The organism is Microbispora sp. H10949, assembly GCF_014161435.1.
GTDB lineage: Bacteria > Actinomycetota > Actinomycetes > Streptosporangiales > Streptosporangiaceae > Microbispora > Microbispora triticiradicis.
This window is the reverse complement of sequence record NZ_JABBWZ010000006.1, coordinates 486,506-508,933: the sequence shown is the minus strand read 5'-3', so window position 1 is coordinate 508,933 and position 22,428 is coordinate 486,506. Positions and strand designations below refer to the sequence as shown.

Below are 22,428 nucleotides of genomic sequence, written 5' to 3'. Positions count from 1 at the left end.
TCAGTCCCAGGCCCTCAGGAGGAGCCAGCCGTCGCTCGCGGTGTCGAAGCGCAGCTCATAGGTCCCCACCTCCCTGCCGGCTGCCGCCCCCACCCGCCAGAAGCGCCGCTCCCCGGGATCGGCGTCCGAGGTCTTCCACCATTCACGGGCGACCACCCAGTGATCCTGGATTTCGCGGACGGTGTAGAGCCGGTCACGCCAGACGAACTGCACAGGCTGCCCGTCCCGCACCCACACCTCGATCGGATCGCCGTAAAGTCTGCTCAAGACTCCTTCTCCCTGTGGCTTCGTGGCCACCCGGGGGAAGACGGGCGGATGATTCGGGCAGAATCGCCGCTACTTCGAACATACGTTCACAGAGGGCCGAGCGCAAGTCGGCGCGGCGCCTTCGGCTGTCCGTTTCGGGAGGTGTTCGCCACACCCGCGTCTCACGCCCGAGCAGCGGTCACCGGCCGGTCATCCGGCCACCCAGATCCCGCTCCCCCGGTACGGCGGCTCCTCACGCTCGGTGCCGTCCGCCGCCACCGCCCAGACGCGCGCCGTCCCCGGCTCCCTGACGACGGACCCCACCCCGGTGTGCCCGAGCGGACCCGCCGGAAACGTCCCGTGCGTCCACTCGCCGCCCGACAGGTGACCGACCGCCGTGTTCCACTCGTTCTTCGCGTAGAACAGCCAGAACCCGCCCCGGCCGTCGGCCTCCAGCCGCAGGTGGGGGTCGAGCTCGGGCTCGGGGACCAGGCTGTAGCCCCACCGTCCGTTCTCCCGCCGGAGAAGAAGTGTGCGGCCGCAGAAGGTCACGTCCTCCTCCTCGGTGCCGCAGACCCACGCGACCCAGCCGACGGCCGCCACCCGGCCCGACTCGTCCACCGCGAGGTCCACGAGCTCGGAGAGCTGGTTCCGGTGCAGCGCGGGAACCGCGGGGAGCGGGACCGTGCTCCAGGACCAGCCGTTCCACCGGGCGACGGCCGCCCGGCCGCGGCTCGAACCGGCCACCCAGACCTCACCGCCGGGCAGGCCGTCCACGTCTTTCGCGACCAGCGGCGGCCGTGCCGTGCGCCAGGCCCTGCCGTCCCAGCGCCGCAGATCGGCTCGGGAGCCCCAGGGCCCCTCGGCTCCCCCGGCTCCGTCCAGGAAGTTGGCGTTCACGACGGCCCACACGTCGCCGGGAGCCGCCGCGTGCACCCGATCCGGTTTCCCACCCGGGCCGGGCGCCGTGGTCCACCTCCGCCCGTCCCAGCGCGCGGCGGTCATCTCCCCGAACAGCCACACGTCGCGGTCGGAGGCGGCGGCCACGGCACGCGGCTCGGTCACCGGCGGAGCCGCGACCTCCCGCCACCGTCCGCCGTCTCCGCGCAGCAGCAGCGGTGCACTCGTCTCGGGCCCACAGGCGTGGGGCACCCGGGTGCCGGCCGCCCACACGGTCTTCTCCCGGGTGACGGCCAGGCCCATGAGGCGGTCGCGGTAGTCGTAGTACGCGCCCCGCCACTCTCCGGCCCGCCCGCCGTCTTCGCCCGGGCCGGACCGAGGCGTCGGCGAACCGGTCAGGCAGGGGGGCGACGGGCGCTCGGCGGGCGTGTCGCCCCGGGCGTCGGCCTCGTTCCAGGTCTCGAGATCGCGCGGCAGGGTCGACCCGCACGCCGTCAGCACCATCGCGGCCAGCGCCGCCGTCACGCACCTCATCCGCGTCCGCACACCCCATAGGACGCCCCCATCCGGCATCCGGTTCTGCCGAGTCCCGCGGCGTTAGGATACGACTGTATCCATTCAGAGGGGACGGGGCACGCCATGCGTACACCTGACCGGCCGTCGGCTTTCACCGGCGACTCCGCGCGTGACAGGTACCACGCCGCCTATGACCGAGTGCTCGGCGAGTTGTGGCCGGCGCCGGTGGACGCCGCCGACGTCGAGACCCGCGCCGGCCGTGTGCGGATCCTCCGGGCCGGGCCCACCACGGCAGATCCCGTGGTCCTCCTGGCCGGTGCCGGGGGAAACGCGCTGGCCTGGTACCGCTACATGGAGCCGCTGGCGCGCACGCGCCCGGTCCTCGCCGTCGATCCGCTCGGCGAGCCAGGCCGCTCGGTCCAGACGCGGCCGCTCACGACCGGCGCCGAGGTAGGCGGCTGGCTCACCGACGTCCTGGCCGCGACCGGTGCCGAGCGCGCGCATGTGGTGGGGTCCTCGTACGGCGGCTGGACCGCGATGGAACAGCAGCGTGGCGGGGGCGGCCGGGTGGCCGCGCTGACGCTGGTGGACCCGGGCGGCTTCGCGCCGTTGCCCAGGCGGTTCATCCGGTGGGCCCTTGCCGGAGCCGTCGCCTCCGCGCTTCCTCGTACGTTGCGACACCGCATGGCCGGCGTGGTCGACAACGGGGTGCTGCGCGAGGATGGGCTGGTGGAGCTGATGCGGGCCGGCTGGTCCTTCCGCCGGCGTATGCCCGTCCCGCCCGCCTACACCGACGAGCAGATACGCGAGGTGTCCGTACCCGTGCAGGTGCTGCTGGGCGCCCGCAGCGCGCTGCTCGACGCGGAGGCGGTGGCCGCGCGGCTGACCGGCATCGCGCCGTCCTGGCGCGTGGAGATCGTGCCCGGTGCCGGACACGCGCTGCCCGTCGAGGCTCCGGACCTGGTCGTCGAGCGGATCCTCACCTTCCCCGGCCGAGCCCGGGCCGAGAGCTCACCACCGAAGCACAGCACGGACCGCGACTAGGAAACCGGCATGCCGAAACAGGTGGACCATGACGAGCGGCGGCGCCGGTTGACCGAGGCGCTGCTACGCATCGCCGGCACCCGCGGCCTGCGGGCCGTGTCGATGCGTGAGATCGCCGCCGAGGCCGGGGTCTCGCTACGCGTCGTCCAGTACTACTTCACGAACAAGCAGGCCCTGCTCGACTCCGGCCTCACCGAACTGGGCGCCCGCATGGACCGCCGAGTCCGGCAGCGGGCCGCCGTCGCCACGGGCGAGCTGTCCACTCGAGGTCTCTTCGCCGCCGTCCTCGGCGCGATCCTTCCCTCCGACGAGCAGAGCCGGCTGGACGCCCTGGCCTGGACCGCCTACTACACCGCCGCCCTCACCGACCCCGCGCTCGCCGCGGCCGGGCTCACGCTCCCCAACGCGCTGGAAGACTTCCTCACCACCCGGCTCACCACCGCGCAGCAGGCCGGGGAGATCACCTCCGACCGCGACCCGCGCACCGAGGTCGCCGCCCTTCTGGCGCTCGCCAACGGCCTGACCTCCAGCGTCCTCAGCCGGCAGCGCAGCCACGAGGCCGCCGCCGCGATCATCGACTACCACCTCGACCATCTCTTCGGCCCGGCGGCCGCCCCGCGGACGGCCTGAACCGCCCGGACCTCAGCTCCTCACCCGCACCGCGCAAGATCCATTAGAGTGCGGCGACCGGTCGGATCAAGGGAGGGAAGATGGGCGGTGCGACCGCAGCCGACTACGCCTGGCTGCGTGACCGATGGACCGACGGAGTCGGCACCACCACCTTGTGTATCAACTTCGTCGCCAGCCTCTCCCCCGATGAGGCCCTGCGACGGTTCGGCGTGACCCCTGACACGTCCGGCGAGTTCACCATCGCGGCGTACGAGGCCACGGGAGGCACCGTCCTCGCCGAAACCGGATGGGCAACCGGAAACGGCAGGCAGCACGACCCTTTGTCAGCGCGCACGAAGGCGGCCACCGTGCAGGTGGACATCAAGGATGCGGAGTTCACATTCGAGGTGAACAACAGGCTGATCACCACCTTCAGTCTTTTCAGTTACCGCTTCCGCGAGGGCGACGACCCCGACCGGTTCCTTGACGACGTGCGCGCACTCGATCTCTTCGATGCAAGCGGCGACCTCGTCCCAAGCGCCCTCGCCCTGGCTTCACGAGCCACCGGAGTCGACCTTTCCAGGACTCAGTACGCCCGACCCAGCCTCACCGGCTCGACGGATCACTTGTACGGATTCTTCTGATAATTCATCGCGTCGCCTCCGGCGTGCGGCCCGCTCGGAATAGGAGGGCGCCAAGCGGCACTGGAAGCGCGGCTGGACCTTCGTTCCGATCGCGGTCTGCTTGCTCATGATGATCGCCTCACGACACGCCAAAGGCAGCATTGCCGACGTCGCCACCGTCCCATGCGTGCCACGGGTCGGATCAGGCTTTACCGTTCGCCGGTTCCTCTAGTCATGACGTACTTGCGCAGGCCCGGGTCGTGCGGATGGACTTCGTACGCGCCCGTGCGCTCGAATCCGAGCCGCCGGTACACCCGTTCGGCGGAATCGTTGCCGCAGACGACCCACAGCTCCACCCGGGAGCGCCCTGCCTCCCGGGCCCAGGCGACCACTTCCAGTGCGAGGCGCTCGGCGATCCGGCCGCCTCTGGCCTCGGGACGCACCCACATGCCGAAGAGTTCCACGGCCCCGGTCCGTTCTGCCGGGGTACGTCCCGCGGCGACACCGACCGGCACGCCGGCGTCGAACGCGGCCACCTTGACACCGTCCTCGGTCCACGTGCGCCACCGCGCCTCGTCGTAAACCCGTTCCTCTGCCAGATCCCCGTGGAAGACACCGGGCGCGTCGGCCCCCTGCTCCTCCTCGGATGATCTGGACAGGGCGGATCATGCGCGGGTGCGGAGGCCTTCGAGGAGGAAGGTGAGGTAGCGGCGGGCCGTCGCCCCGCGGTCCTCGGTGTCGGTGGCCGGGTGGACGGTCGCCGCGAAGGCCACCCCGCACATCAGCGGCAGCATGTCGGCCTGGGTCACGCCCGGGTCGATCACCCCGGCCGCGTGTGCCCTTTCGAGAAGCCTCCCGAACAGTACGGCGAGCCGTTCCTTCAGGTCGCCGACATGCGGGAGGACGTTCACCGGCGCGGCGAACACCGGGGAGATCGACGCGTCGGTGATCTGGGCGTCGGCGGCCGCGAACAGGAAGTCGCGCAGCGCCGCCCAGGGGTCGCCGCCGGAGAGCGCCCGCTCAGCGTGCGCGGCCAGGGCTTCGAGCCCGGGGGTGGCGACGGTTTCGAGCAGCGCCTCCGGTGTGGGGAAGTGCCGGTAGACCGTGGCCACCCCGACCGAGGCGGCCCGCGCCACGTCGTTGAGCTGGATCGGCGTTCCCTCGTCCACGAGCCGGCGGCCCACCTCGACGATGCGTTGCCAGTTGCGGGCGGCGTCCTTGCGGAGCGGGGCGGTGGACATGCCCCCAAGCATAACCGGATGACTCATCCGGATTATGTTACAGTGAAACGGATGAGTCATCCGCTTTTGCGACCATTCCCCCTGGGAGATCTCTGTGCCTTTCACCGTGACCGACGTTCCACACCTGCCGGACGGCTTCACCGGCACCTTCACCAGCCGTACCGTCGACGTGGACGGGCTCGCCCTGCACGCCGTGACCGGCGGGAACGGCCCGGCGCTGCTGCTGCTCCCCGCGTGGCCGCAGTTCTGGTACGGCTGGCGCCTGGTGATGCCCGCCCTCGCCGAGCACTTCACGGTCGTCGCCGCCGACGTACGCGGGGTCGGGGCCAGCGACAAGCCCGCCACCGGCTACGACACGGCCACGCTCGCCGGGGACATGGCCGCCTTGATGACCGGCCTCGGCCATGAGCGCTTCGCCGTGGCCGGCCACGACCTCGGCATGATCGTCGGGTACGCGCTCGCCGCCAGCCATCGCGACCGGGTCACCCGGCTCGCCGTCGCGGAGGCGATCCTGCCGGGGCTCTCCCCGATGCCGCCACTGCTGATGGAACCGGCGCTGAACGAGTACCTCTGGCACTTCGCCTTCAACCGGCTCCGGGACGTCAACGAGCGGATGGTGGCCGGGCGGGAGGAGATCTACTTCGGACACCAGTTCGCCTCGAAGGCCGCCACGCCTGACGCGATCCCGCCGCACGCGGTGGAGGTGTACGTCGAGGCGCTGCGCGATCCGGCGGCGCTGCACGCGAGCTTCGAGTTCTACCGGGCGGGAGAGGGAGCGGCGCAGATCGCCGCGTGGGCGGCGGCCGGGCCGCTGACCATCCCGGTGCTGGCCGCGGGCGGCGAGCGGGCCTCGGGCGAGGCGGTCGAGCAGGTCATGCGGAAGGTCGCCGCCGACGTGACCGGGGTGGTCGCGCCCGGCGCGGGACACTTCCTGCCCGAGGAGGCCCCGGAGTGGACCGCCCGCACCCTCATCGGCTTCTTCGGATGAACGGGAAGGGACAGACGGTGATGCGGGACAGCGTCGAGGTGGGCGGCAGGCCGCGTACGTACACGGTGGTGGGACCGGTGGACGGCAGTCCTTCGCGTGCTCTGGTTCTCGTCTTCCACGGGTCACGGCAGACCGGGGCGAAGCACCGGAGGTTCACCGGGAAGGCGTTCGACGCGCTGGCGGACGGCGGCGCGGCGGTGGTCGTGTACCTGGACGGTCACAAGGGGAACTGGAACGACGGGCGCCGGGAGAGCCGGTTCCCGGCCCGCAGGGAGAACATCGACGACGTCGGCTTCACCCGCGCGGTGATAGAGAAGCTGGTGGCGAGTCACCGGATCGACCCGGGACGGGTGTTCGCGATCGGTTACTCCAACGGCGGGCAGATGGTGATGCGCCTGGCCCACGAGACGCCGGAGCTGATCGCGGGGGCGGCGGTGCTCGCGGCGACGATGCCGGCGCCGGAGAACTTCCTGGTGGCCGGCGCGCCTTCCGTGCCGATGCCGGTGCTGCTGGTCCACGGCACGAAGGACCCGATCATCGGCTACGCGGGCGGCGAGCTGAGCTGGTGGGCGCGGAAGCTGTTCAAGATCGGCGGGCGGAGCCTGTCGATACCGGAGACCGCGGCCTACTTCGCGGCCCGCAACGGCATCACCGGCGGGCCGGTCAGCAGGACGCTGCCGAAGCGGGCGGGCTCGGCCGACGGGACGTCCGCCGAGCGCACCGACTACCGGCAGCAGGGCCGGCCGCCGGTGACGCTGCTCACGGTGCACGGCGGCGGGCACACCATCCCCGGCCCCCGCAGAGCGCCGGCCGTTCTCGGCAGGACCAGCCAGGACGTGAACACCGCCGACCTGGTCGCGGAGTTCTTCGAGCTGTCGCGTTAGTTCCACCCTCGCGTTCCGCACCTCGCGGCGCCGGGCGGAGGGACCACCTGACCTACGCGGGGCGGTGTGCGGGGGCCGACGACAGGACGGCGTCCAGCAGCGCCGGGAAGCGCGCGTCGACCTCCGCCTTGCGTAGCGTGACGATCCGCTGCCGGCCGGCCGGATCGTTGCGGATCAGCCCGGCCTCGCGCAGCGTCTTCAGGTGGTGGGAGAAGGTCGACTTGGGCACGCCGGGCTCCGTCGCCTGGCACTGCGCCACCGTCAGCGGCCCCTGCGCCGCGAGCTGCCGTACGAGGTCGAGCCGGGCCGGGTCGCTGAGCGCGAACAGGACGGCGGGAAGCTCGACGTCCTTCAGCTCGGGATGCGGGAGCCGGCGCGTTGTGGCGTTGCTCACAGTTCGACCTTCTTGGAACTATCGGCGTGACGGTGTGGTTCCAACGGTTCGATAGAAATCGAACAGTAGGCAGGTTGGAGCCCACGATGACAAGTCTGCTGCACGGATCACGGTCCTCCCTCGACAGCCCGGCGCCGGAACGCCGCCGCTTTCCGGTGCTGCCGCGCGCCGCGGCCTTCTGGCTGGTGGCGGGCACCACCGCCATCCTGCTGGCCGCGTCGAGCGCGCCGAGCCCCCTCTACCCCGTGTACCAGGCCGAGTTCGGCTTCAACGCCCTCACACTGACGGCGATCTTCTCCGTCTACGTGCTGGCGCTGCTGGTCAGCCTGCTCACCGTGGGACGGCTCTCCGACTTCCTCGGCCGCCGCCCGGTCCTCGCCGCGGCGCTGGTCGTCGAGGCGGCCGCGATGGCCGTCTTCCTCGGCGCGCACGGCGTCGCCGCCCTCTTCGCCGCCCGTGTCGTCCAGGGCCTGGCGACCGGCGCGGCCGTCGGCGTGGTCGGCGCGTACCTGCTCGACCTGCAGCCGGACGACGGCTCGCGGCTGGGCTCGCTCGTCAACGGCGCGGCGGCCACCGGAGGTCTCGGCCTCGGCACGATCGGGAGCGGCGTCCTGATCCAGTACGCCCCGCACCCGACCCGGCTGATCTTCGTGGTCCTGACCGCGGCGTTCGCCGTCCTCGTCGCCGCGACGGCGGTGCTTCCGGAGACGGTCACGCGGACGCCCGGCGCCGTGGCCGCGCTGCTCCCGAAGGTGTCCGTCCCCGCGCCGGCCAGGCGCGCGTTCCTGCGCGCGGCCCCCGTCCTGATCTCCACCTGGATGCTCGGCGGGCTGATCTTCTCCGTCGGGGGCTCGCTGCTCGCCACGGTCTTCGCCGAGCGCAACCACGCGGCGATCGGCGTCACGCTCGGTGCGCTCGCCGCATCCTCGGCGCTGGCGTCCGTGCTGCTCAGGCGGCACACCCCGGAGCGCATGCAGCGGGAGGGCACGCTGCTGCTCCTCCTCGGCACGACCCTGCTGGTGGTCGCCGTGGCGTCGTCCTCGCTGAGCGTCTTCGTCGCGGCCGCGGTCGTCGCCGGCGTCGGATGGGGGCCGGCCTACCTGGGCGCCTTCCGGATGGTCAGCCAGCTCGCGGCGCCGCATGAGCGGGCCGCGCTGATCTCGGCGATCTACGTGGTCAGCTACCTGGCCTTCAGCATCCCGGCTCTGGTCGCCGGGCTGGCCATCACCACTCAGGGCCTGCGGGGAACGTCGCTGGTCTACGGCGTCGTGGTCGCCCTCGTGGTCGCCGGCGCCCTCGCCTACGAGACGCGGAACCGGCGCCTCGCGGCCGCCTCGTGACGGCCGCTTCGTGACAGCCGCTTCGTGACGGCCGTCAGCCGGGCTCGCCGGCGCGGCGGCCGAGGGGGTTGGCGGCGGTGGAGTTGCGGATGCTGAAAGTGACGCTGCCGGCGCGGTAGCGGTCGTCGGAGCATTCGACGGGCCGGCCCTCCTGGCTGGTGGTGGTCCGGCGCTGGCGCAACAGGGGGCTGCCGCGGCGGACGCCGAGCAGCCGGGCTTCCCCGGCCCCGGCCGCCACCGCGTCGATCAGGTGCTCGCCGTACGCGAAGACCAGGCCGACCGAGTCGTACAGCTCCTGGGTCACCGACTCGCACTCCGGGTCGAGCCTCTCGACGGCGGGGGCGATCCAGCCCGCGTAGACGGTGTGCTCGACCAGCACGGGCTCGCCGTCGAGGTGGCGCAGCCGCCGCACGTCGAGCACCTCCTCCCCCGGCTCCACCGACAGCCGTACGGCCTCGTCGGGCGCGCACGGGCGGCGGCGGGAGGACAGCACGCTCCCGCTGGCGCGGTAACCCATGGACCGCGCCCACTGGGCGAAGCTGTGCAGTTCGGTGAAGCTCTGGCTGCGCTCGCTGCCCAGCACGATGCGCCGGGCGCCCTGCCGGGATCCGACCAGCCCTTCGGCGGCAAGCAGGGCGACCGCCTGGCGTACGGTCCCCCGCGAGGCGGAGTGGCGCAGGGCCAGGTCGGCCTCCGAGGGGAGCCGGCCGCCGATCGGATAATCCCCCCGCACGATGGCGTCCCGCAGGTCACCGGCGATCTGTTCATAACGGGCCATCGTGCCGAGCCCTCCCGTTCACGCGACCGACATCGATGTGCGACGTACTTGGTCTGGCTTGTTTGTACAAGTTCGCCTACGTTCGTTGCACGAACCCTATGGGAGGGACTCTTGTCCGCACGCACCGCCGGTCTCGTGGCCGCGCTCGCAATGACCACATCGGTGATCGCGGCCTGCGGGGCCGCCCCCACGACCGCCGGCGGCGCTTCGGGGTCCGGTGACTCCAAGGCCGCCTCCGCAACCTCGGCCCAGGACCTCGGCGGCCTGGACAAGCTCGTCGACGCCGCCAAGAAGGAGGGGCAGCTCAACACCATCGCGCTGCCGCCCGACTGGGCGAACTACGGCGAGATCATCAAGGCGTTCGAGGCGAAGTACGGCATCAAGGTCACCAACGACAACCCGGACGGCTCCAGCCAGGACGAGATCAACGCGGTCAAGACCCTGAAGGGCCAGGGCCGCGCCCCCGACGTGCTCGACCTCGGCAGCGCCTTCGCGCTGAGCGGCGCGCAGGAGGGCCTGTTCGCGCCGTACAAGGTGCAGAGCTGGGACAAGATCCCCGACGGGCAGAAGGAGCCCGGCGGCGCCTGGTCCTACGACTACGGCGGCTACATCTCCATCGGCTGCGACGCCAAGCGGGTCAAGACCTGCCCGGAGACGTTCGCCGACCTGCTCAAGCCCGAGTACAAGGGCAAGGTCGCGCTGAACGGCGACCCGACCAACGCCGGCGCGGCGTTCGCCGGCGTGTACGCCGCCTCGCTGGCCAACCAGGGCTCCTTCGACGACATCCAGCCCGGCATCGACTTCTTCAAGAAGCTCAAGCAGAACGGCAACTTCACCCCCGTCGAGGCCACTCCCGCCACCGTCGAGAAGGGCGAAACCCCGATCACCATCGACTGGGACTACCTGCAGGCGAGCTACGCCAAGGAGTTCGCGTCCAAGGGCGTGGACTGGAAGATCGCCATCCCCTCCGACGGCCGGTACGCGAACTTCTACGCCCAGGCGATCAACAAGTGGGCGCCGCACCCCGCCGCCGCCCGCCTGTGGCAGGAGTTCCTCTACAGCGCCGAGGGTCAGAACCTGTGGCTGAAGGGCTACGCCCGGCCGGTGCTGCTGCCCTCCATGCAGCAGGACGGCAGCGCGGACGCGGCCCTGGTCGCCCAGCTTCCCAAGGTCGAGGGCACCCCCGCCTTCCCCACGCCGGACCAGGTCAACAAGGCCAAGGAGGTCCTGGCGAGCGGGTGGGGCGCGGCGGTCTCCGGCTGACGTCGTGGGCGACAGCCGTACGGGGTCGAAGAGCGGGTGGGCGGTCCTGCCGCTGCTGGTCTTCGTCGTCATCGTCTTCGGCGTGCCGATGCTGGTCCTCCTCGGCGGCACGTTCACCAGGGAGGGCACGCCCAGTGCCGCCAACCTCACCGAGTCGCTCCAGGGGGCGTACCTCACCTCGCTGATCGGGAGCGTGGAGATCTCGGCGCTCGTGGCGGTGCTGGGCGGGGTGCTCGGCACGTTCCTCGCCCAGGCCGTGGTGACCTCCCGGTTCCGGGCCCTGCGGGAGGGGGTGCTGACCGCCTCCGGCGTGCTGGCCAACTTCGGCGGCGTGCCGCTGGCCTTCGCCTGGATCGCCACGCTCGGCAACTCGGGCGTCGTGACCACGACCCTGGGCCTCGGCGACCACGGGTGGAGCCTGTACAACTTCTGGGGCCTCACCCTGGTCTACCTCTACTTCTCCATCCCGCTCATGGTGCTCACGGTCGTGCCCGCCCTCGACGGGCTGCGCCCGCAGTGGCGCGAGGCCGCGCAGAACAACGGCGCGAGCACCTGGCAGTTCTGGCGGTACGTCGGCGTCCCGGTGCTGACCCCGGCGCTGCTCGGCGGGGTCGTGCTGCTGTTCGGCGGCGCGTTCGCGGCCTACGCGACGGCCCAGGCCATGGTGGGCTCCAGCGTCCCGCTGGTCACCCTCAAGATCGCCGATGCCCTCACCGGCAACGTCCTCATCGGGCACGAGAACGTCGCGCTGGCCCTCAGCCTCGACATGATCGTGGTCGCGGGCCTGGTGATGGCCGTCTACCTCCCACTGCGGCGAAGGAGCGCCCGATGGCTCCGCTGACTCCCCAGGTCACCACGCCCGCCGCCCTCGGAGCGGCGCCCGGCCGCGGCGGCCGTCCGCGCCGTCCCCGGCTCTGGCGCGGAGTGGTCCTCCTCCTCGCCGCCGTGTACTTCCTCGTCCCGCTGATCGCGTCGTTCGTCTTCACGGTGAAGGTGCCGGACCAGGGCTTCTCGCTCGACGCGTACGGGGAGATCTTCTCGGCCGAGGGCTTCGCCGGGAGCCTGCTGCTGTCGCTCGGGCTGGGGGCGGCGACGATCGTGATCGTGCTGCTCCTGACGCTGCCCGCCGTCGTGGCCGTACGGCTCGGCGCGCCGCGGTGGCGGCCGGTGCTGGAGGTGGTCTGCACACTGCCGCTGGTCGTGCCCCCGATCACGTTCGTGGCCGGGATCAGCACGGTGCTGCGATGGGGGCCCGACTACCTCGCGAGCACGCCCTTCTACCAGACGATCATCGCGGTGCAGGACCCCGGCTTCCCGGTCGTGCTGGTGCTCGCCTACGTCGTGCTGGCGCTGCCGTTCGCCTACCGCTCGCTCGACGCGGGCCTCGGGGCGATCGACGTGCGCACGCTGTCGGAGGCGGCCAGGAACCTCGGCGCGTCGTGGCCCCACGTGCTGCTGCGGGTGATCATCCCCAACATGCGGTCGGCGATGGCCGGCGCGTCCTTCCTCACGCTGGCGCTGGTGCTCGGGGAGTTCACCATCGCCCGGCTGCTCTCCTTCCAGACCTTCCCCGTCTGGATCTACACGATCTCCGGCGCGCACGCCCAGGTGTCGGTGGCCGTCTCCGTGTTCAGCCTGCTGATCACCTGGCTGCTGCTGCTCGCCCTGTCGTCAGCCGGCGCACGGCAAAGGAGCGGATCATGAACGGCGCCCGGGTGGAGTTCCGCGGGCTGCGCCGGAGGTTCGGCGGCACGGTGGCGCTGGACGGGCTCGACCTGACGGTGGAGCCCGGCGAGCTGATCGCGTTGCTCGGCCCGTCCGGGTGCGGCAAGACCACCGCGCTGCGCTGCCTGGCCGGCTTCGAGCGGCCCGACGAGGGCGAGGTGCTGGTGGACGGCGCCGACATCACCCGGGTGCCGGCCAACCGCCGCGACGCCGGGATGGTCTTCCAGTCCTACTCGCTGTTCCCCAACCTCAACGCCCGCGACAACGTCGGCTTCGGCATGCGGGTGCGCAAGGCGCCGGCCGCCCGGCGGCACGCCCGCGCGCAGGAACTGCTGGAGCTGGTCGGCCTCCCCGACGTGGGCGGCCGGTATCCCCACCAGCTGTCCGGCGGCCAGCAGCAGCGGGTGGCGCTGGCCCGCGCGCTCGCGCTCGAACCCCGGGTGCTGCTGCTGGACGAGCCGCTGTCGGCGCTCGACGCCAAGGTGCGCGTCACGCTGCGCGAGGAGATCCGCCGCCTCCAGCTCTCTCTCGGCATCACGACGATCTTCGTGACGCACGACCAGGAGGAGGCGCTCTCGATGGCCGACCGGGTCGCCGTGCTGCGCGACGGCCGCCTGGAGCAGGTCGCCGCCCCCGCCGTCCTGTACGACCGGCCGGCGACCCCGTTCGTCGCCGAGTTCGTCGGCGCGATGAACCACCTGCCCGGCCTGCTGTCGGGCGACCGGGTGACGGTGCTCGGCCAGACGCTGCCGGTGGAGGGCCCCCGGCCCGCCGGGCCCGAGGCCGACGTGCTCGTCCGGCCCGAGGCCGTGCTGGTCACCCCCGACGGCGAAGGGGAGGGGGTGGTGACGGTCTCCTCCTTCCGCGGTTCCACCGCCCGCCTGCGGGTCCGGCTGGGCGACGGCGTCGAGGTGCTCGCCGACGTCCCCGGCCACGACTCCGCGCGCCTGGCGCCCGGCACCACCGTACGGGTCCGCCTGGTCGAGCGGCCCGTGCTCGTGTCGGCCCGTACGGAGATCGGAGTCACGGCGGCGGTCCCCGAACCCGATGTCGTCCGGTGACCATCTGGCGGCGGTGCTGTTCGACATGGACGGCACGCTCGTGGACACCGAGGGCCTGTGGTGGGACGCCTGTACGGAGGTCGCGGACGGTCTGGGCTCCCCTCTCGGGGAGGCCGACCGGGAGGCGCTGTTCGGCCTGCCGGTCGAGGACGCCGCGGCGCACGTCCTCGGCCGGGTGGACGGCGGTCCGGGGCGGAGCGCCGTCGAGGCCATGCTGACCGGCGCCTTCATCCGGCGGATCGAGGGCGGGGTGACCATGCTCCCCGGCGCGGCCGCGCTGCTGGAGGCGCTGCGGGCGGCCGGGATCCCGGCCGGGCTGGTCAGCGCGTCCCCCCGGCCGGTCGTGGACCTGGTGCTCGAGACCGTCGGCAGGCATCGCTTCCGGCTGTCGGTGGCCGCCGGAGACGGCGCCAGGAACAAGCCCGCGCCCGATCCGTACCTGGCCGCCGCCGCGCGGCTCGGGGCCGACCCGGCAGCGTGCGTGGTGATCGAGGACAGCCCGGCCGGCGTCGCCTCGGCCCGGTCGGCCGGGTGCGCCGTCATCGCGGTCGGTCCGGCGCCGCCGGACGGCGTGCCGGCCGTGCCGACGCTGGAGAGCGTCGACCTGCCGATGCTGCGCCGCCTGGTCTCGGGGCGGGTTCCTCCAGGGGCATAGGCTGCTCTCACCTCGACGGTTTCCCGATGGATACTCGTGTCCCTTGCGGGTAACCAGGCACCGGCGGATACCGTGCCGGTCACGCCGCCGGGCCGTGCGACCGGCGGAATCTCCATCATGAGCGAGGGGACAGACATGACCGAGAACCGGAACGGGACCATGCCCGCCGTCGCCTACCGGCGCAGCCTTCCCGTCGACGACCCCGAAAGCCTCCTGGACGTCGAGCTGCCGGTGCCCGAACCCGGCCCGCGCGACCTGCTGGTCCGGGTCGAGGCCGTCGCCGTGAACCCGGTGGACTACAAGGTGCGGCGGAACAGCGATCCGGGCGGCGAGCCCAAGGTGCTCGGCTGGGACGCCGCCGGCACCGTGGTCGCCGTGGGCGGCGAGGTGGAGCTGTTCGAGGCCGGCGACGAGGTCTACTACGCCGGCGCGATCGACCGGCCCGGCGCGAACTCCCTCTTCCACGTCGTCGACGAGCGCATCGTGGGGCACAAGCCCGCCACGCTCTCCTTCACCGAGGCCGCCGCACTGCCGCTGACCTCCCTCACGGCCTGGGAGGGCCTGTTCGAGCGCCTGGGCCTGCGCGGCGACGCGCTCGATCAGACCGGGACGCTGCTGGTGACCGCGGCCGCGGGCGGCGTCGGCTCCGTCGTCGTGCAGCTCGCGCGCGCCCTGACCGGGCTGACCGTGATCGGCACGGCCTCCCGGCCCGAGACGGTGGAGTTCGCCCGCCGGATGGGCGCCCACCACGTCGTGGACCACCGCGGGCCGCTGGCGAAGCAACTGGCCGAGGTCGCGCCGGACGGCGTGACCCACGTCTTCAGCACGACCGGCACCGACCGCAACCTCGCGGCCTACGCCGAGGCACTCACCCCCTTCGGCCGGATCGTCGCCATCGACGACCACGACTCCCTCGACATCGGCGTGCTCAAGCCGAAGAGCATCGCGTTCCACTGGGAGCTGATGTTCACCCACTCGCTGTTCCAGACCCGGGACCAGGTGAACCAGCACCGCATCCTCGACCGGGTCGCGCGGCTCGTCGACGCGGGGGTCCTCACCACCACCGCCAACCGGGACCTCGGCCCGGTGAACGCCGCCAACCTGCGCGAGGCCCACCGGATCCTCGAATCGGGCACCGCGATCGGCAAGATCACTTTGACGGGCTTCTGAGGCCCGCCGTACCGGACCGGGAACAACGGGCGGGGGCCGGCGGGTTGAGGAAGATCAGAAGAGGCCTCAGACAGGAGTTGCGCATGCGTGCCATCGTCGTCTCCGCGTACGGTGATTCCTCGGTGCTGGAGTACGCCGAGCGGCCCGACCCGGTGCCCGGCCCGGGTGAGGTGCTGATCGAGGTGGCGGCGACCGGGGTCAACTTCATCGACGTCTACCACCGTGAGGGGCGCTACCCGCTGCCGCTCCCGCTGGTCCCCGGATCCGAGGCGGCCGGGACGGTCACGGCCGTGGGCCCGGACGTCACCGACGTCGTGCCCGGCGACCGCGTCGTCTCGGCCAGCGTGGTCGGCGCGTACGCGACGAAGGCCATCATCCCGGCGGACAAGGTGGTCCGGCTGCCCGACGGGCTGGCCCCCGACCTCGCGGCGGCGGTGCTGCTCCAGGGGCTCACCGCGCACTACCTGACCCACTCCACGTACGCGGTCCGCACGGGTGACGACGTGCTCGTCCACGCCGCGGCGGGCGGCATGGGCCTGCTGCTGGTGCAGATGGCCAAGCTGCGCGGCGCCCGCGTGATCGGCACGGTCTCCAGCGCCGAGAAGGAGAAGCTCGCCCGGCAGGCCGGCGCCGACGACGTCATCGGCTACGAGGACTTCCCGGAGGCCGTCAGGGAGATCACCGGCTCGGGCGTGCACGTCGTATACGACGGGGTGGGGGCCGCCACCTTCGAGGGGTCACTCGCGTCGCTCCGCCCGCGCGGCATGATGGCGCTGTACGGCGCGGCCAGCGGGCCGGTCCCGTCCTTCGACCCCCAGCGGCTCAACGCGGGCGGTTCGCTGTTCCTCACCCGGCCCACGCTCGGGCACTACACGGCCACCCGGGAGGAGTTGCTGTCCCGGGCGGACGACGTGCTCGGCTGGGTCGCCTCCGGCGCACTGAAGGTGCGCGTCTCCGAGCGCTACCCGCTGGCCGAGGCCCGCCGGGCGCACGACGACCTCGAAGGCCGCCGTACGACCGGCAAGCTGCTGCTGGTCCCCTGACCCCGGGGGGCGCTCCTCTACCGCGGCGGCGCTTCTCCGGCCGGTGTGCCGATCAGACGTCGCGCGGCGACCATGGCACCGTCGTCGCGCACCTCGCCCGCGACGGCTTCGGCCCGGTCCCGCACGCCGGGCCGGAGGACCTCGCCGAGAGCCGCCGTCAGCGACCCGGCGGTAGGCGCGGCGGGCGGGTGCGCCGCCCCGATGCCGAGATCGCCGACGCGCCGCGCCCAGTAGTGCTGGTCGTACTGCTGCGGCACGACGACCTGTGGCGCCCCGGCGAGCGCCGCGGTGGTCGTGGTGCCCGCGCCGCCGTGGTGGACGACGGCCGCGACCCGGGGAAAGAGCGCCCGCTGGTTGACCTCGCCGATCGAGAGGCAGTCGGGACCGTCGTCCTCCGGGGACAGGCCGGCCCAGCCGCGCATCACGATCACGCGGCGTCCGAGCGCGCGGGCCGCGTCGACGGCCGCCTGGGCGACGCCCTGGGGAGCCCGGATGCTGCCGAAGCCGACGCAGACGGGCGGTTCGCCGTCGTCGAGGAACTTCTCCAGTTCCGGAGGCAGCGGGCGCCGGTCCGGCAGGACCCAGGCGCCCGTCTGCACCACTTCTTGTCCGGCGGGATCGGGCCAGGGCCCGAGCGCCGGGTCGGCGGCCAGCCAGGGCCGGTCGGTGAACATGTGCCGTCGCGCGTCGGCGACCGGAGCCAGGCCCATCGAGGCCCGGTGGGAGTTCAGCGCGGCGCCGACGTTGTCGTTCCAGCGCCGCGCGTCCTCGTCCCAGAGCGCGGCGTTGCCCGCCGTTCCGTCCGGTGGCGCCTGCCCCCAGACGGGCACCGGCGCGTGGTGCGGGGACGGCAGGGTGACCGGGCAGTAGCTCGCGTAGACGTAGCCGAGCCCCATCCGCTCCGCCACCGAGTGCGCGGCGATCGACAGGGCTCCGCCCGCCACGACGACGTCGCAGCCCTCGGCCGCCGCCGGGATCGTGGCGAACTGGACGGCGACCGTGCCGTCGAGCATCCGCCGGCGCTGCTCGGGCGTGGGCGGGGCCTGAACACGAGGGGCAGCCGACGCGGTCTGCCGCAACTCGGGACCGATCGGCACGACGGGGAAGCCGAGCCCCTCGATCCACTCGCGGAAGTCGGGCGGCACGCACAGGCGCGCCTCCTGCCCGAGGTCCCGCAACGCCAGGGCCAGCGCCACCATGGGCTGGACGTCCCCGCGGGTTCCGATGGTGGACAGAAGCACGCGCATGGCACTCCCCTGTGACGGCTCTGTGAGGGCATGGGTGACGGCCGGGCGGCCGCACAGCGAACGTGAGCGCGTCCACGCTTACGGACGGCGTCGGGCCTGGACCGGCCCGGCTCACGGCCCCCGATTCTGCGCCGTCACGGGGGTCTTGCCGCAAGTCCCCCCATGCCCTATACGTTGAAAGTGGCGGCCTCCGGCCGTCCGCTCCGATCAGCTCAGCGGGTGGGCGGGCCACTCCAGGAGGCGGGCGCCGAGCACGGCCGTCTCCAGGGTGAAGCGCTGCGTGGGGTCGCTGGGCGAGAAGCCGGTCAGCCTCCGGATCCGCTCCAGCCGATAGGTGATCGCCCGCGTGCTGACGCCGAGCCTGCGCGCCGCGGCGGTGTGGTTGCCCTGTGCCGCGAAGACCGCCTCCAGCGTCTCCAGCAGCGGCTCCGGCCCGCCCCGGGCGGAGGTCAGCGGGCCGAGCACGGTGGAGACCAGGTCCACGATCGCGTCCCTGTCCCGCAGCAGCACCGGGAAGACCAGCAGGTCGGCCGCCTTCAGCACCTGGGCCCGCAGGCCGAGCCGCTCGCCGAGGTCGATCGCGCCCGCCGCCTCCCGGTAGGAGGTGACGATCCCGCCCGGCCCCTGGTGCGGGCGGCCGATCCCCACCCGCCACGTCGTGAGCGCGGACCGCACGTGGTGGGTGAACTCCCCGCTCGCCGCGGTCAGCCCGGCCGGGAAGGCGCACACCAGCAGGCCGTCGCGGGCGGCGACCAGGATGTTGTGCGAGCCGAACCTGGCGACGAGCGCCTGCTCGATCTTCCCGGCCAGCGGGTCGCCCGCCTCCAGCGGCGTGCCCGGCTTGGCCACGCTCACGGCGTACGCGCCGGCCAGACGCAGGCCGAAGTGCTCGGCGCGTTCCGCGTCGGCCCGGCCCTGCAGCAGGTCGTCGATGAACAGGCGGCGCGCATCCTCCTCCCGCCGTACGGCGGCACGCTGCGCCTCCTCGTATCCGTCGATGTAGGCGGAAATGCCCCGTCGTACGGCGCCGAAGGCGCCACCGGAGGTCATCTCGGCGGCGTGCAGGCAGGCGTCGGCGAGCACGCGCAGGGGGATGCCGCGCTCGGCGGCGAGGGCGCCGCACTCGCGCAGGTCGTCCATGTCGGCGCGGCCGGGCAGCCTGCCGGTGGCGGCCGACGCCGCCAGGACCGACAGGAACCCGCCGAGCAGGTCGGCGGGCACCCCGGTCGCCTCGCTCACGCGAGCGAGAACGCTGTCCATCAGACCCCTACGTCGCGCCGTTCGAAGGCGAGCAGCGCCGTCATGAGCAGCACGGCCGTCGCGCCCAGCAGGACAAGGTAGTCCCCGTACGGCCAGCCCTGGTAAAGGGGGCGTCCATCGAGGTAGTAGTGGACGGGCGTGAGCCAGCGCAGCCAGGCGAGGGCGTCGACGCTCCGGCCCATGGTCTCCACGATGTACCCGGCGACGCCCCAGACCCCGGCCACGGCGAGCGCGACCTGCTTGCGGCCGAACGCCGCTCCGACGCACAGGGTGAGCGTCCCGAAGAACAGCACGAGCAGGAACAGTCCCGTGTGGGCGGCGAGTATGCGGCCGAACGGCACGCCCATGCCGGCGGCGGACGAGGCCCCGGCGGCGACCACCAGCGTCACCAGCGCCACGCCGAGCAGGCCGAGCGCCAGGGCCGACCAGCGCTCCAGGAGCAGCCGCCGGCGGTCGATCGGCAGCGTCAGCGTGAGCTCCAGCGTCTTGGCCTCCTCGGGGCCGGCCAGGGCCCGGTTGCCGAGGATCACGGCGCACATGGTGAACAGCAGCGGGCCCAGCAACTGGTAGGCGATCGCCTGCAGGTAGCCGGTGCCGGTCGCGATGTCGGACAAGCCGCCCATCAGGTCCCGGAGCGCGCCGGGATACTTGGCGATCGCCTGCTTGGTGAACGTGTCGGGGTCCTTCATCATGCTCGCGTAGATCGAGATGTACATCCCGAGGAACGCGCACAGCCCGACCGTCCACCCGATGAGGGCGCGGCGGTACTCCCCCAGGGTCTTACGCACCAGCGTGGGCATGCCGGGCCTCCTCCTCGCTGTAGTAGGTCAGGAAGATCTCCTCCAGGTCCGGCTCCGCGCTGACCAGGTGGACGACCGTGTGGCGGGCCGCCGCCTTGACCAGCGCGTCGGGCCGGCCGTCGATCGTGCACCGCAGGCTCGCGCCCTGCACGGTCACGTCCCGTACGCCGGGGAGCCCCTCGAAGTCCTCCCTGGGGACCGGCGCGTCGAAGTGGAGCTCCACGTGCCGTACGGCCCGCTCGCGCAGCGCGGCGATGTCCTCGACCGCGACGAGGCGCCCGGCGCGGACGATGCCCACCCGGTCGGCGACGTGCTCCACCTCGGCGAGCACGTGCGACGACATGAGGATCGTGCGGCCCGCCGTCCGCGCCTCCCGGACCATCGCCAGGAACTCCTGCTGCACCAGCGGGTCGAGGCCGCTCGTCGGCTCGTCCAGGATGAGCAGCTCGGGCTCGTGCATGAACGCCTGGATGAGCCCGACCTTCTGCTTGTTGCCCTTGGAGAGCCGGCCCATCCTGACCGACAGGTCGGCGTCCAGCCGTTCGGCCAGGTCGTCGATCCTGCCCCGGCTCACCCCTCCGCGTACGCCCGCGAGGAACCGCAGGTAGTCGCGGGCCCGTTCCCCGCCCTCCAGCGCCAGCTCGCCGGGCAGGTAACCGATCCGGGCGCGGACCCGCGGGTCCCTGGTGCTCGCGCCGAAGACCGTGGCCCGGCCCGACGTCGGCCGGATCACGTCCAGGAGCAGCCGGATCGTCGTCGTCTTCCCGGCGCCGTTCGGGCCCAGGTAGCCGAACACCTCACCCGGACGGATGTCGAGGGTGAGATCCTCCAGGCCCCGTCTCGTACCGTAGAACTTCGTCAGTCCTTCGGTTTCCACCACTGCTGTCATGCCGCAATGGTGGACCTCCGGCCCGGCGCCGGGGTATGCCCTCTTCCGGACACCTGGCGATCTCGTCCCTTCCCGGCTTCGGCAACGACGCCGATCAGAGGCCGGTCAGACGGGCGGCACGCCACAGGTCGTGGAGCCGGGCAGGAGGTGGCGGTAGCGCGACACCAGCTGGTAGCCCGCCTCGGCCGCCCAGCTCACCGGAGGCGCGAGCAGCACGCGGCCGAGCGCGCGCCAGGCGGGGTGCGGCTGCACCGCGAGCATCACCCCGATGGCCCGGGCACCGTGCGCACGCAGCCCTCCCGGGCCGATGAGCTGCACCGACGTCATGACCTCCTCGCGGGTCAGCCCCGCCGCGCCGAGGTCGAGACCCTGCCACGCCCGTACGGCGGGCATGTAGGGCAGGAACCGGTGCCCGGCGTTCACACACCTCTGGCAGAAGGCGCAGTCGCCGTCGAAGACCAGCAGGATGCGGTTGTCTCCGCTTTCTCCGCCCATGCGATCGAACCTACCAATCCTGGGACGGATCATTCCGGTCGCGTGGTGGCGGCGGCGCGGGCCGCCGCGACGCGCGCACCGCCAGCACGGCGACCACGATCACCGCGACCGCGACGCTGAAGACGACCGCGAAGACCAGCAGCAGGACGAGCAGCGTCATCGCCGGCCCCTTCGACCGGCCCGTGCGCGGGCCAGGCGCGCGGCGACGGCCAGGCCTGCCGAGGCGTACGACACCGCGCGCGCCAGCCGTACAGATCGGGGGATGTCGGCGACGGCCGGGCGGGGACCGTCGCCCAGTTCCGGGCGGTGCTCCACCCTGCCACCGTAGTCGTTCGCCCCGCCGAGCCGTACGCCGAGGGCGCCGGCGAAGGCGGCCTCGCAGTGCCCGGAGTTGGGGCTGGGGTGGCGGTGCCCGTCCCGTCGGAGCACAGCGGCCGCGCGGCGCGGGGAGCCTCCCACCAGACCGGCGAGACCGGTGGTGAGCAGCGCGGTCAGCCGGGCGGGCAGGTAGTTGGCCACGTCGTCCAGCCGGGCCGAGGCCCAGCCGAACCGCGCGTAGCGCGGCGACCGGTGGCCCACCATCGCGTCGAGCGTGTTCACCGCGCGGTAGCCGAGCAGCCCGGGCACGCCGAGGACGGCGCCCCACACGAGCGGCGCGACGACGGCGTCCGAGGTGTTCTCCGCGATCGACTCGACGGTGCCCCGCGCCAGTTCGGCGGCGTCGAGACCGGACGAGTCGCGCCCGCACAGGTGCGGAAGGCGGGCGCGGGCGGCGGCCAGGTCGCCGTCCTCCAGCGAGCGGGCCATCAGCGCGCCCTCCTTCGCGAGGGTCGTGCCGCCCAGGACCGCCCAGGTGGCGGCGGCGGTGACGGCGGCCCGCGCGACCGGGCTCGTCCGGGTCGCCCGGTCCGCGATCACTCCGATGGCCGTCGCGGCCCCGACGCAGATGGTCGTGTAAGCGACCCCCGCCACCCGCGAATCCCGATATATGAGCTTTTCGAGGGCGGCGGCCCGGCTGCCGAACACCGCCACCGGGTGACCCCGCCGGGGGTCGCCGAGGAGGGCGTCGATCGCCGCCCCGGCCAGCAGCCCCGCCGCCGTGGCACCGTCCATGATCCGGATCACGCACGCATTCTTCCGCAGCCCTCGCGCTCCGCCCCCGCCGGGGCGCGGGGTCAGGGCCGGCGTGCTTCCGGGGTGATCTGTGATGGGTCGCGCGGCCGGGTGGCGGGCCTCGTCGTGCGGGGCCTTCAGGAC

At 72.8% G+C, this 22,428-nt stretch carries 26 protein-coding genes; 13 read left to right on the top strand and 13 right to left on the bottom strand.

Annotated elements, in window-relative coordinates; translation table 11 throughout:
- Entirely contained in the window at window positions 1–267 is a 267-nt protein-coding gene (locus tag HHX40_RS18810; RefSeq protein ID WP_138462006.1) for a DUF6504 family protein, read from the bottom strand.
- A 189-nt stretch (window positions 268–456) separates the two neighbouring features.
- Entirely contained in the window at window positions 457–1,671 is a 1,215-nt protein-coding gene (locus tag HHX40_RS18805; RefSeq protein WP_182881599.1) for a hypothetical protein, read from the bottom strand.
- Window positions 1,672–1,785: 114 nt separating this feature from the next.
- On the opposite strand from HHX40_RS18805, the gene HHX40_RS18800 reads away from it, so the two are divergent.
- The 3 genes from HHX40_RS18800 (at window position 1,786) to HHX40_RS18790 (ending at window position 3,959) form a co-directional block, all read left to right on the top strand.
- Window positions 1,786–2,706 (top strand): alpha/beta fold hydrolase, encoded by a 921-nt coding sequence (locus tag HHX40_RS18800; RefSeq protein WP_182881598.1) that lies wholly within the window; start codon window positions 1,786–1,788, stop codon window positions 2,704–2,706.
- Between the two features lie 9 nt (window positions 2,707–2,715).
- Window positions 2,716–3,336 carry a TetR/AcrR family transcriptional regulator gene (locus HHX40_RS18795; protein ID WP_182881597.1) on the top strand — a complete coding sequence of 207 codons (621 nt, stop codon included), beginning with the start codon at window positions 2,716–2,718 and terminating at the stop codon, window positions 3,334–3,336.
- An 80-nt stretch (window positions 3,337–3,416) separates the two neighbouring features.
- A complete protein-coding gene (locus HHX40_RS18790) occupies window positions 3,417–3,959 on the top strand; it encodes a DUF6461 domain-containing protein (RefSeq protein WP_182881596.1) in 543 nt (180 codons plus the stop codon).
- 188 nt (window positions 3,960–4,147) lie between these two features.
- Here HHX40_RS18790 and HHX40_RS18785 read toward each other — a convergent pair whose 3' ends face one another.
- Both HHX40_RS18785 and HHX40_RS18780 read right to left on the bottom strand, forming a co-directional pair.
- Window positions 4,148–4,537: a GNAT family N-acetyltransferase gene (locus tag HHX40_RS18785; RefSeq protein ID WP_396788069.1), complete on the bottom strand. Its 390-nt coding sequence runs from the start codon at window positions 4,535–4,537 to the stop codon at window positions 4,148–4,150.
- 66 nt (window positions 4,538–4,603) lie between these two features.
- Window positions 4,604–5,179: a TetR/AcrR family transcriptional regulator gene (locus tag HHX40_RS18780; protein WP_182881595.1), complete on the bottom strand. Its 576-nt coding sequence runs from the start codon at window positions 5,177–5,179 to the stop codon at window positions 4,604–4,606.
- Window positions 5,180–5,285: 106 nt separating this feature from the next.
- Between HHX40_RS18780 and HHX40_RS18775 the strand changes: the two genes are divergently transcribed.
- On the top strand, window positions 5,286–6,167 hold the full coding sequence (locus HHX40_RS18775) for an alpha/beta hydrolase (RefSeq protein WP_310738177.1): 882 nt from the start codon (window positions 5,286–5,288) through the stop codon (window positions 6,165–6,167).
- A complete protein-coding gene (locus HHX40_RS18770; protein ID WP_220499254.1) occupies window positions 6,164–7,051 on the top strand; it encodes an alpha/beta hydrolase family esterase in 888 nt (295 codons plus the stop codon). Before HHX40_RS18775 ends, HHX40_RS18770 begins: the two co-directional genes overlap by 4 nt.
- 52 nt (window positions 7,052–7,103) lie before the next feature.
- Here HHX40_RS18770 and HHX40_RS18765 read toward each other — a convergent pair whose 3' ends face one another.
- Complete coding sequence (locus HHX40_RS18765) at window positions 7,104–7,445, bottom strand: ArsR/SmtB family transcription factor (RefSeq protein ID WP_182881593.1); 342 nt, start codon at window positions 7,443–7,445, stop codon at window positions 7,104–7,106.
- A gap of 86 nt (window positions 7,446–7,531) precedes the next feature.
- On the opposite strand from HHX40_RS18765, the gene HHX40_RS18760 reads away from it, so the two are divergent.
- A complete protein-coding gene (locus HHX40_RS18760) occupies window positions 7,532–8,785 on the top strand; it encodes an MFS transporter (protein ID WP_220499253.1) in 1,254 nt (417 codons plus the stop codon).
- A gap of 34 nt (window positions 8,786–8,819) precedes the next feature.
- Here the strand turns inward: HHX40_RS18760 and HHX40_RS18755 are convergent, their stop codons facing one another.
- The gene (locus tag HHX40_RS18755) at window positions 8,820–9,563 is read right to left on the bottom strand and encodes a GntR family transcriptional regulator (protein WP_182881591.1); all 744 of its coding nucleotides are present in this window, start codon (window positions 9,561–9,563) and stop codon (window positions 8,820–8,822) included.
- Window positions 9,564–9,674: 111 nt separating this feature from the next.
- On the opposite strand from HHX40_RS18755, the gene HHX40_RS18750 reads away from it, so the two are divergent.
- The 7 genes from HHX40_RS18750 (at window position 9,675) to HHX40_RS18720 (ending at window position 16,480) form a co-directional block, all read left to right on the top strand.
- Window positions 9,675–10,826, top strand: a complete 1,152-nt coding sequence (locus HHX40_RS18750) for an ABC transporter substrate-binding protein (protein ID WP_259403700.1) — start codon at window positions 9,675–9,677, stop codon at window positions 10,824–10,826.
- A gap of 4 nt (window positions 10,827–10,830) precedes the next feature.
- Window positions 10,831–11,667, top strand: coding sequence for an ABC transporter permease (locus HHX40_RS18745; protein WP_182873743.1), 837 nt, complete (start codon window positions 10,831–10,833; stop codon window positions 11,665–11,667).
- A complete protein-coding gene (locus tag HHX40_RS18740) occupies window positions 11,655–12,530 on the top strand; it encodes an ABC transporter permease (RefSeq protein WP_220499252.1) in 876 nt (291 codons plus the stop codon). The genes HHX40_RS18745 and HHX40_RS18740 overlap by 13 nt, the downstream gene beginning before the upstream one ends.
- A complete protein-coding gene (locus HHX40_RS18735) occupies window positions 12,527–13,612 on the top strand; it encodes an ABC transporter ATP-binding protein (RefSeq protein WP_182881590.1) in 1,086 nt (361 codons plus the stop codon). The genes HHX40_RS18740 and HHX40_RS18735 overlap by 4 nt, the downstream gene beginning before the upstream one ends.
- Window positions 13,599–14,267, top strand: coding sequence for an HAD family hydrolase (locus HHX40_RS18730; RefSeq protein ID WP_182881589.1), 669 nt, complete (start codon window positions 13,599–13,601; stop codon window positions 14,265–14,267). Before HHX40_RS18735 ends, HHX40_RS18730 begins: the two co-directional genes overlap by 14 nt.
- 135 nt (window positions 14,268–14,402) lie before the next feature.
- The gene (locus HHX40_RS18725; protein ID WP_220499251.1) at window positions 14,403–15,437 is read left to right on the top strand and encodes a zinc-binding alcohol dehydrogenase family protein; all 1,035 of its coding nucleotides are present in this window, start codon (window positions 14,403–14,405) and stop codon (window positions 15,435–15,437) included.
- Between the two features lie 83 nt (window positions 15,438–15,520).
- Entirely contained in the window at window positions 15,521–16,480 is a 960-nt protein-coding gene (locus HHX40_RS18720) for a quinone oxidoreductase family protein (RefSeq protein WP_182881588.1), read from the top strand.
- A gap of 17 nt (window positions 16,481–16,497) precedes the next feature.
- Here the strand turns inward: HHX40_RS18720 and HHX40_RS18715 are convergent, their stop codons facing one another.
- The 7 genes from HHX40_RS18715 to HHX40_RS18685 form a co-directional block, all read right to left on the bottom strand.
- Window positions 16,498–17,727 carry a glycosyltransferase gene (locus tag HHX40_RS18715; RefSeq protein WP_182881587.1) on the bottom strand — a complete coding sequence of 410 codons (1,230 nt, stop codon included), beginning with the start codon at window positions 17,725–17,727 and terminating at the stop codon, window positions 16,498–16,500.
- 207 nt (window positions 17,728–17,934) lie between these two features.
- Complete coding sequence (locus HHX40_RS18710) at window positions 17,935–18,987, bottom strand: PucR family transcriptional regulator (RefSeq protein WP_182881586.1); 1,053 nt, start codon at window positions 18,985–18,987, stop codon at window positions 17,935–17,937.
- Window positions 18,987–19,787 carry an ABC transporter permease subunit gene (locus HHX40_RS18705; protein ID WP_182881585.1) on the bottom strand — a complete coding sequence of 267 codons (801 nt, stop codon included), beginning with the start codon at window positions 19,785–19,787 and terminating at the stop codon, window positions 18,987–18,989. Before HHX40_RS18705 ends, HHX40_RS18710 begins: the two co-directional genes overlap by 1 nt.
- A complete protein-coding gene (locus tag HHX40_RS18700) occupies window positions 19,768–20,676 on the bottom strand; it encodes an ABC transporter ATP-binding protein (RefSeq protein WP_111700868.1) in 909 nt (302 codons plus the stop codon). Before HHX40_RS18700 ends, HHX40_RS18705 begins: the two co-directional genes overlap by 20 nt.
- Window positions 20,677–20,781: 105 nt before the next feature.
- On the bottom strand, window positions 20,782–21,171 hold the full coding sequence (locus tag HHX40_RS18695) for a thiol-disulfide oxidoreductase DCC family protein (RefSeq protein ID WP_182881584.1): 390 nt from the start codon (window positions 21,169–21,171) through the stop codon (window positions 20,782–20,784).
- Window positions 21,172–21,181: 10 nt separating this feature from the next.
- The gene (locus HHX40_RS18690) at window positions 21,182–21,331 is read right to left on the bottom strand and encodes a hypothetical protein (protein ID WP_165900685.1); all 150 of its coding nucleotides are present in this window, start codon (window positions 21,329–21,331) and stop codon (window positions 21,182–21,184) included.
- Window positions 21,328–22,284 carry a cobalamin biosynthesis protein gene (locus HHX40_RS18685; RefSeq protein ID WP_182881716.1) on the bottom strand — a complete coding sequence of 319 codons (957 nt, stop codon included), beginning with the start codon at window positions 22,282–22,284 and terminating at the stop codon, window positions 21,328–21,330. The genes HHX40_RS18690 and HHX40_RS18685 overlap by 4 nt, the downstream gene beginning before the upstream one ends.
- Window positions 22,285–22,428: the final 144 nt, after the last annotated feature.

Coding starts and splice junctions, on each gene's coding strand:
- HHX40_RS18800 (WP_182881598.1), top strand. CDS start 1,786: ATGCGTACACCTGACCGGCCGTCGGCTTTCACCGGCGACTCCGCGCGT.
- HHX40_RS18795 (WP_182881597.1), top strand. CDS start 2,716: ATGCCGAAACAGGTGGACCATGACGAGCGGCGGCGCCGGTTGACCGAG.
- HHX40_RS18790 (WP_182881596.1), top strand. CDS start 3,417: ATGGGCGGTGCGACCGCAGCCGACTACGCCTGGCTGCGTGACCGATGG.
- HHX40_RS18780 (WP_182881595.1), bottom strand. CDS start 5,179: ATGTCCACCGCCCCGCTCCGCAAGGACGCCGCCCGCAACTGGCAACGC.
- HHX40_RS18770 (WP_220499254.1), top strand. CDS start 6,164: ATGAACGGGAAGGGACAGACGGTGATGCGGGACAGCGTCGAGGTGGGC.
- HHX40_RS18760 (WP_220499253.1), top strand. CDS start 7,532: ATGACAAGTCTGCTGCACGGATCACGGTCCTCCCTCGACAGCCCGGCG.
- HHX40_RS18755 (WP_182881591.1), bottom strand. CDS start 9,563: ATGGCCCGTTATGAACAGATCGCCGGTGACCTGCGGGACGCCATCGTG.
- HHX40_RS18740 (WP_220499252.1), top strand. CDS start 11,655: ATGGCTCCGCTGACTCCCCAGGTCACCACGCCCGCCGCCCTCGGAGCG.
- HHX40_RS18735 (WP_182881590.1), top strand. CDS start 12,527: ATGAACGGCGCCCGGGTGGAGTTCCGCGGGCTGCGCCGGAGGTTCGGC.
- HHX40_RS18730 (WP_182881589.1), top strand. CDS start 13,599: ATGTCGTCCGGTGACCATCTGGCGGCGGTGCTGTTCGACATGGACGGC.
- HHX40_RS18725 (WP_220499251.1), top strand. CDS start 14,403: ATGACCGAGAACCGGAACGGGACCATGCCCGCCGTCGCCTACCGGCGC.
- HHX40_RS18720 (WP_182881588.1), top strand. CDS start 15,521: ATGCGTGCCATCGTCGTCTCCGCGTACGGTGATTCCTCGGTGCTGGAG.
- HHX40_RS18715 (WP_182881587.1), bottom strand. CDS start 17,727: ATGCGCGTGCTTCTGTCCACCATCGGAACCCGCGGGGACGTCCAGCCC.
- HHX40_RS18710 (WP_182881586.1), bottom strand. CDS start 18,987: ATGGACAGCGTTCTCGCTCGCGTGAGCGAGGCGACCGGGGTGCCCGCC.
- HHX40_RS18705 (WP_182881585.1), bottom strand. CDS start 19,787: ATGCCCACGCTGGTGCGTAAGACCCTGGGGGAGTACCGCCGCGCCCTC.
- HHX40_RS18700 (WP_111700868.1), bottom strand. CDS start 20,676: ATGACAGCAGTGGTGGAAACCGAAGGACTGACGAAGTTCTACGGTACG.
- HHX40_RS18695 (WP_182881584.1), bottom strand. CDS start 21,171: ATGGGCGGAGAAAGCGGAGACAACCGCATCCTGCTGGTCTTCGACGGC.
- HHX40_RS18690 (WP_165900685.1), bottom strand. CDS start 21,331: ATGACGCTGCTCGTCCTGCTGCTGGTCTTCGCGGTCGTCTTCAGCGTC.
- HHX40_RS18685 (WP_182881716.1), bottom strand. CDS start 22,284: ATGGACGGTGCCACGGCGGCGGGGCTGCTGGCCGGGGCGGCGATCGAC.